The organism is Nonomuraea sp. NPDC049419, from assembly GCF_040676995.1.
Taxonomy (GTDB): Bacteria; Actinomycetota; Actinomycetes; order Streptosporangiales; family Streptosporangiaceae; genus Nonomuraea; species Nonomuraea salmonea.
The window spans coordinates 209,683-216,879 of the sequence record NZ_JBFAQB010000017.1; the positions used below are offsets into that span (position 1 = coordinate 209,683).

General features: G+C 65.3%; 7 protein-coding genes and 1 pseudogene. 5 read left to right on the forward strand and 3 right to left on the reverse strand.

The genetic code is table 11. The features are described 5' to 3' along the window. Positions 1-191 precede the first annotated feature (191 nt). Positions 192-1,226: pseudogene (locus tag AB0K12_RS36670) on the forward strand (IS701 family transposase); the annotation flags it as partial. 289 nt (positions 1,227-1,515) lie between these two features. Here AB0K12_RS36670 and AB0K12_RS36675 read toward each other — a convergent pair. Then, complete coding sequence (locus AB0K12_RS36675; protein WP_364571677.1) at positions 1,516-1,953, reverse strand: hypothetical protein; 438 nt, start codon at positions 1,951-1,953, stop codon at positions 1,516-1,518. 415 nt (positions 1,954-2,368) lie between these two features. Here AB0K12_RS36675 and AB0K12_RS36680 point away from each other — a divergent pair, with 415 nt between their 5' ends. The 3 genes from AB0K12_RS36680 (at position 2,369) to AB0K12_RS36690 (ending at position 4,261) form a co-directional block, all read left to right on the forward strand. Then, entirely contained in the window at positions 2,369-3,157 is a 789-nt protein-coding gene (locus tag AB0K12_RS36680; protein ID WP_364571679.1) for a class I SAM-dependent methyltransferase, read from the forward strand. A 209-nt stretch (positions 3,158-3,366) separates the two neighbouring features. Next, complete coding sequence (locus AB0K12_RS36685) at positions 3,367-3,876, forward strand: SLATT domain-containing protein (RefSeq protein ID WP_364571681.1); 510 nt, start codon at positions 3,367-3,369, stop codon at positions 3,874-3,876. 154 nt (positions 3,877-4,030) lie between these two features. Continuing rightward, positions 4,031-4,261 (forward strand): hypothetical protein, encoded by a 231-nt coding sequence (locus AB0K12_RS36690; RefSeq protein WP_364571683.1) that lies wholly within the window; start codon positions 4,031-4,033, stop codon positions 4,259-4,261. A gap of 512 nt (positions 4,262-4,773) precedes the next feature. Here AB0K12_RS36690 and AB0K12_RS36695 read toward each other — a convergent pair. Together AB0K12_RS36695 and AB0K12_RS36700 are read right to left on the reverse strand one after the other, a co-directional pair. Next, on the reverse strand, positions 4,774-5,259 hold the full coding sequence (locus AB0K12_RS36695) for a DUF5946 family protein (protein ID WP_364571685.1): 486 nt from the start codon (positions 5,257-5,259) through the stop codon (positions 4,774-4,776). A gap of 202 nt (positions 5,260-5,461) precedes the next feature. Continuing rightward, complete coding sequence (locus tag AB0K12_RS36700; protein ID WP_364571706.1) at positions 5,462-5,782, reverse strand: hypothetical protein; 321 nt, start codon at positions 5,780-5,782, stop codon at positions 5,462-5,464. 391 nt (positions 5,783-6,173) lie between these two features. Between AB0K12_RS36700 and AB0K12_RS36705 the strand changes: the two genes are divergently transcribed. After that, entirely contained in the window at positions 6,174-7,157 is a 984-nt protein-coding gene (locus AB0K12_RS36705) for a hypothetical protein (protein ID WP_364571687.1), read from the forward strand. The last annotated feature ends 40 nt before the right edge of the window (positions 7,158-7,197 follow it).

The following is a 7,197-nucleotide window of genomic DNA, read 5'->3' on the forward strand; positions in this document are numbered from 1 at the left end:
TTGCTGCTGACTAATACTCCAGCCGCACTTCGTGATCTGGGCTGGTCGAAGTCCCGGACGTGAGACGGCCACCGCCGCGACCATGGGGTTGTGAAGCTCCAAGGTGATCGGCGATGGCCGTGGTGTCCACGGTAGCCCAGGCGGTCCCGGCGTGTTGGGACGATGCGCTGGATGAGCTGTTCGCCCAAGTAATGGCGCCGTTTTTCGTGCGGCGTGAGCCGCGGCTGCGGGCGCGGGCGGCCTTGGAAGGACTGCTGAGCGATCTGGAACGCAAGAACAGCTGGTCACTGGCCGAGTACGCCGGAGACTCATCTCCCGATGGGATGCAACGGTTGTTCAACCACGCACGGTGGGACGCCGATTCGGTCCGTGACGCGCTGCGAGCACAGGTTGGCGAGCGGTTCGGCGACCTCAACGGCGTGCTGGTGATCGACGACACCGGATTCGAGAAGAAGGGCACCTGCTCGGCCGGGGTGCAACGGCAGTACACCGGCACCGCCGGGAAGATCACCAATTGCCAGATCGGCGTGTTCGCCTCCTACGCCACGCCCGGCGGACGACGCGTGCTGATCGACCGGGAGTTGTACCTGCCGGCGAGCTGGTTTGCCGAGCCCGAGCGGCTGAGCGTTGCCGGCGCGCCGCCGGGGTCGGTCTTCCTCACCAAGCCCGAGCTGGCCTGGAAGATGATCGAGCGCGCCGCCGACGATGTGCTGCTGAGTTTCGGCTGGGTCACCGGCGATGAGGCCTACGGCGACAACACCGTCCTGCGCGGGCGGTGCCGCAGCCGCGGCCTGAACCAGGTGTTCGCGGTTTCCTGCGACCATCCGGTCACCGTGGCCGCCACCAAGACCCGCGCCGATGTCGCCGTCGCCGCTTTGGAAGAGTCGGCCTGGCAACGCTATGCATGTGGTGAGGGCGTCAAGGGCCGCCGGTTCTACGACTGGGCCTGGATCACCGTCGGTGAGCACGGCAGCCACGACTGGCTGATGGCCCGCCGCTCGATCAGCGACCCCAGTCAGGTGGCCTACTACCGGTGCTGGGCCACCGACCCGGTCGCCCTGACCGCCCTGGTGCGCGCGGCCGGAGCTCGGTGGAGCATCGAGGAGTGCTTCCAGGCCACCAAGAACGAGGTCGGTCTGGACCACTACCAAGTCCGCAAGTACACCGCTTGGTACCGGTACATCACCTTGGTCATGGTCGCTCACGCGCATCTGGCCTTCCTGGCCGACCGGCTGACCGCTCCACCTGCCACACAGGGGGCCCACGGTTGGACAATCACCGCCGGAGCCCGCAAAGCCCATCAGCTCGGACGACTCGCGCGAGCTGATCCCGCTCACCGTCAACGAGATCCGCCGGCTCCATGCTCGCCTCCACCGGCCACGACATCTCGTCGAGCACTATCTGCACTGGTCACACTGGCGGCGCCGCCACCAAGCCCGCGCCCGCCGTGCCCATTACCAACGCCAGCGCCGACTCATCGATCACTAAGTGCGGCTGGAGTACTAAGCCCGTAGATCAATCCGGCCGCGAATGCTGGCGCCAGGCCACCATCAGCGCTGCGGCCGTCATGAGCGCCAGCAGTAGGTGCACGCTGTACCACCAGATGGTCGGCACCTGCTCGAAGGTCTCCCCGGCGGGCACAGCGCCAGTCGCCACGAGTCCGACTACCACGTTCAGCGCACCCAGCCCAAGCAGCGCGAGCACGGGCAGAACCTGGAGGAACCTCCGGATGGATACCAGTCGGAAGACGGCCACCACCACAAAAGCCAGCCCTGCCCACTGGTGCAACGCTCGCACGAGCAGGCCACCAGGTGCCTCAAAGGCGAGTTCCAGTTCCGAGGCGTAGGCGGCGCTCATCTCCATACCTCGCAGCGGCTCATAGGGACCGTCATAAATGATCGAGTCGTCCGTGGGCGAGTAGGAGAACGCCAGGAAGGCACCGGTGACCAACACGATCCCAAGACAGCCGACGAGTAGGACGCTGGTCAGCCCCGTATATATCCTCACCGGTAAAGTTCACCACCGATCACCCGGCGCGCGTGTTGCGCGAGTAACACCAGGCGGCAGGCTGATCGACGGGCCATTAAGACGGGTGACGAGGGGTCAATACGGTCACTCACGACCCGGGGAGCCGCAGGTCAACGCCTCTACTAGCCAAGATCTCTCCAATTCCCAAGTTGGCAGGGCGGGTTCGTCCCCCCGTCATCCGCTCTCACCGTGAAGGCGCAGGTGGTTCGGTGGATTCGGTGCCTGGGCCCTGGTCTGCGATCGTTCGCGGGCATGAATACGGCCACCAGCTCGTGGACCAGCCCGATTGCGGCTTAATGCAGGTGCGTGAGGGTATCCGTTGTGGTTAGCCTTGCCGTTCATGACTGAGCAGACGACAGACGAGACGGCCCCCGACCAGCTTCCCTCGCATCGGAGCAGGCTCACGTTCCACGGGCCGTTGAGCGAAGAGCGGGCTGCGGGGTTCGTCGCGCGTCTGGCTGCGATGGAACCGAAGACTGTGCTGGACATCGGCTGCGGCTGGGGCGAGTTGAGTCTCCGGCTGCTCGCGGCCGCGCCTGGTGCTACGGGCATCGGCATCGACCTGCTCGATCGGGATCTGGAACGTGGCCGGGCCCTCGCGGTCAGTCGCGGTCTGGCGGACCGGATGGAGTACCTGAAGGAGTCGGCCACCGGCACCCAGCGCGGTCCCGCCGACGTGGTGCTGTGCGTGGGCTCCGGGCAGGCGCTCAGCGACGCCCCGGCACCCGACCAGTACGGTGAGGCTCTGCAGGAGCTGCGCCGGCTGGTCAACCCCGGCGGCCGCGTGCTGTACGGCGAGGGGTTCTGGGAACGCCGGCCGCGGCCGGAGGAGTTGGCCAGGATGTGGCCGGGCGCCAAGCCCGACGACCACCTTCCGCTGGACGGCATGGTCGAGGCGGCCGTGCAGGCCGGGTTCCGGGTGGAGTGGCTGGAAGTCGCCTCCCAGGAGGAGTGGGACCAGTTCGAGGCAGGCTACCTTGCCGACGTCGAGATATGGCTGGCCGCCAACGCCGACCATCCCAAGGCCGCAAAATTGCGCGCCGACGCCGACCGGCAGCGCGCCTCGTACCTGACCGGCTATCGCGGAGTTCTGGGGCTTGTCTATCTGACGCTGGTCCCGGTGGCATGACGGGGACGCCCTGCCGGCTGTGTCATCCCATGATGCCGGCGACGGGCCGTGATTTATTCTTCCGTCTGCTTTCTGCACGTCCTAGTCGTCGAGGACGAGTGCCGCAGGGTCGTCCACGACGTACGTGGTCAGGTGCTTCTGCAGTGGTCAGTTTCGCCGGGTTCGAGGAAGGGTTGTAAGCGGGTCGGGGGTCCGGTCATGCTCGTTTCATGTCGCTGGACTCCTCGGACCGAGCACAGCTGCTTCGAGAGACGATCCGAGCGGAGGCAAGGCGGATCGATCGGCAGCGCAGCCGGAATCGGCGTCAGGCGTTCGCTCTGCGGATCGTAGTGGTTCTGGCATCGGCGACGACGACCGTACTTCTGGGATTCAAAGCCCAAGGAGGTCTCGGCACCACGCTCACCAATGTGGCTCTTGCCTGCAGCGCTACTGCCACCGTTGTTCTTGCGTGGGAAGCGTTCTACAACCCCCGATCACTTTGGGTGATCGAGGTCAACCATCTCGCGCAGTTGCAGGCGTTGGATCGCCGGCTGGCGGATATGTGTGCACGCTCGAGCAGGCCTTTGAGCGACGACGACTTGGATGAGCTGCGTGACGCATTCGAAGGGCTCATGGCCGCGCACCTGGCAGCTTGGACGTCCCTGCGAGCACAACAGGCGCCGGCCCCACCCCCTCTCAATTCCACCGCGTCACCGAACTCTCCTCCGCCCTCCACCTAAGTATGCTGACCCGGTTGAGATGGCAGTGAAGGCGGCGGTGGGACACGTGCCGGGCACCGCTCGCCAGCCCGCCCCACTTGCGACAGGGGTGCCACACCGCCGCTGAGTACGGCCGCTCCCGCACAGAACTGTTTCTGGCCCAGCATCGGCTTTCATGATCGGTCGCCGGATCTTCCTTGCGTTAGGCACCTTCTTCCTCATCACATCCGTTTTCAGATCCTGCGGCGCGATTGGCGGCTCGTTTCCGTCGCAACCAATCCGTGAGGTGCTGCCAGTCATGGCCATCGCGGGAGTGGGATTCATGATTGCTGCCGTGGCGATGGCCATAGTCGAGTACGGAGAGGCTCGACAGCCCAAGAGCGGTCACGAGGAGAAATCTTCGTGACGGAGTGTGATCAGGTTTCGCTCGCCGCTCCGTACCACCGCACAGCTACAGCCTGACGATCGAAATCGCACGGCCTCACATGCACCTCCATCCGTGACATGACACGGTTCCGCCTCTTCACCCGGACAGGATCAGTCGCCTCGGATGCGGGCGTGCAGGTGCATGCGTGTCTGCCGTCATCATGGACCGCGGCGCTCCGCGTCGGGCTTCGGTGTTCGGGTCGGAACATCGCCGAGTAGCTCTCGAATGGAGCAAGGTGGGGGTGCGGTGCGCGGCCGGGCTTCGGTCCTGCGCCCACCCGCCGGTCCGGGCGTGCGGCCTGAGGCCGGCCCGGCCGTCGGCAGGTCACCGGGCCGGGCGCCGCACGCTCGCCCTCCGTCAGCTCATACACCGGGGTTGACGCAGATGCAGTTTCACGGTCGCCGCTGCGGGGCTGATGTCGTACATGGCCGACCGGACAGCTTGCGCGCCGGAGTATTCAGCGGAGATATCCTCGTGTCGGCCTTCGAGCGTCAGCTCTGAACGGATTTCCAGGACTCCACCGTCGCTTCGGCGATGGCTTTGATGCGATCCCCGTACGCGGAATGTCCGTCGAACACGAAGCTGCCGTCCTTGACCGGCAGGCCGCTGAAAGAGGCCGAGAAGCCGGGAGGTTCGCCCTTCGGGAGCGGTGCGTATGCCGTCAACGGTGCCGTGTCGTGGCTCCGCCGTGCCCGGTGGTTGTTGCGTGCCACCCGATGGGCCGCCAGCCGGAGCAGTGCGTCAAGGCCCTGATCCACGTAGAGCTGCAACTGGCGATACTGGTCGTCGAGGTATTTCTCGTGGGCCCTGGAAGGATGCTGCAGGAGATACGTCACGACCACGCACGCGTGCCACCTGAACATCTGCGGATCCGACTGCTCCTCGGCCAGAATCCCGTGGTAATAGTCCACGCACATGCCCAGTGGGCCGGCCGTCGCACCGCAGTCGCACCTGTCCGTCATGGAGATATCTGCCATGGCCGCAACATAGGTGGTCGGACCGGACTCTGGCGACGACTTATCGGCGCCGGCTCATGCCCTACCCGGTTGTGGTCCTGTGGCCATGAGGTCCCTGTAACGAGCGCGGGTCAGCCGTTAGTGGTTCGCCTGTTGCCAGGTCGTACGGTGACGTTCAGATACCCATCCCTCGTCGAAGTCGAAGAGATCAGCTGAGCTGTTCTCATCCAGCCAGGCCCGAAGCTCTCCATAAGGCAGCTCCGGCGGGACGTTGACCGCGATCAGGTTCGGGAACGCGGAGACGCCCTCCCATCGCAACCCAGATCCGCCAGCTTGGCATGGACCTCTGCCGCGCACGCCTCGTCATGGAAGGCGATCCGCACCGTTGAATGGCCGACTCCCGCAGCAACGATTCGTACTCCCATCCGCCATCATCCTCGACCTGGCGGATACGCATCTCATCGCCCCACGCCACTCCGCGCACGAAGAACGGGGTATTGGCCAATCGCACCACGTGGGGCTCGTCGGTGAGTTCTGCCCACAGCGACTCCGTTCCCGCCGGAGGTCACCCATCAGGGAAGAGAACCTTCACGTGCTTGCTGATAGACACCACGGCTCCTGAGTCATGCTCCTTCGCCTCCGACGGAGGCGCTTCAGTCCCCGGATAGTCGCCGCGCGTCGCTGCCGCAGTAGTCCCGGCCATCCGGCCACCGGGCCCCATCTTCCTCGCCGTAAGGCTGCAGCGTCCCTGATCGCCCGCTCCGAGCTTCACCCCATCGCATGGAAATCGGGAGCAGTACGCAGTCGGCTACAGCCGTGAGATTTATTCGATAGGCGGATGCTGTTCGGACGTGGTGGAATGCGATCTACAAGAACGGCGGGGGTGACTGCCCACGCTGTTCCGATCTGGCTGACAGCATGATGAGGTCCGCTCGGTGTCGCAGCTGTTGAGCTACGCTCTCCGCCACAGCAGGGCGACGCCGCTCATGCTGCTCGCCGCAATCGTGCAGGTCGCAGCCGGTCTGGGGCTCACCCTGCTCATCGGTGAAGTGGTCGGCGCGGCTGCGGCGGTCGACGATGGGCCGTCGGGACACTTCCTCGTTCTGTGCGGGGCACTCATCGCCGTCTTCGCCCTTGAGCGGGCGCTGCCGCTGGTCACAGAGCTCACCACGCGGCGGATCGTCTATGACCTGGAACCCCTCGCGCACGAACGCATCGTCGATGCCCTCCTCCGTCCCGTACTGATCACTCATCTCGAAACGGCCGCATTTCGCGACACCGTCGAACGTGCGCGCGGGGTGGGGAGTTTCGGGGTCCGAACGGGGATCGAGGCGCTTGGTCCGCTGTTGGCCGCGCGGCTCACCGCGGGTGGGGCGGCGGTTCTCGTCGGCTTCGTCTTCTCCTGGTGGGCCGCCCTCGCCGTTCTCACCGCCACGTGGCTGGCGGAGTGGCATTCGGCCAGGTTGCTGATCGCCGAATCCGATCAGTGGGCCGACCAGACAGAGGAACAACGACGTGCCGCCTACATCCTTGAAGCCGGAATGGACCAGGCCGCCAAGGAGATACGGATATTCGGTCTCGCCGGCTGGTTCTCCGGCAAGTATCACGAGGTCTGGCGCACCTCCCTGCTCCCGCTGCTGCGCGAGCGGCGGCGCAATGCGCTTCTCACGTTCGGCGTTCACGGGCTGCATCTGCTGTGTCTCTTGGGAACCGTGGCGGTGATCGGCATCACGACGGCGGAGGGCGGTATGACCGTGGCCGGGGTCACCATCGCCATTACGGCCCTCCTGCAGTTGAGCACTTCGACCAATGCTCACCACGCATCACGGCTGATCAGGGGAGTAGAGGCATATAAGGCCACAGAGGGGTCGCGTCCGAGATGCGGTGTAAAAGTGAACGAGCGTAGGTTGCCGTGCTGAACCGACCAAAGTTCGCACAACGCTAGGACCTACGCTCGTG

Coding starts and splice junctions, on each gene's coding strand:
- AB0K12_RS36680 (WP_364571679.1), top strand. CDS start 2,369: ATGACTGAGCAGACGACAGACGAGACGGCCCCCGACCAGCTTCCCTCG.
- AB0K12_RS36685 (WP_364571681.1), top strand. CDS start 3,367: ATGTCGCTGGACTCCTCGGACCGAGCACAGCTGCTTCGAGAGACGATC.
- AB0K12_RS36690 (WP_364571683.1), top strand. CDS start 4,031: ATGATCGGTCGCCGGATCTTCCTTGCGTTAGGCACCTTCTTCCTCATC.
- AB0K12_RS36695 (WP_364571685.1), bottom strand. CDS start 5,259: ATGGCAGATATCTCCATGACGGACAGGTGCGACTGCGGTGCGACGGCC.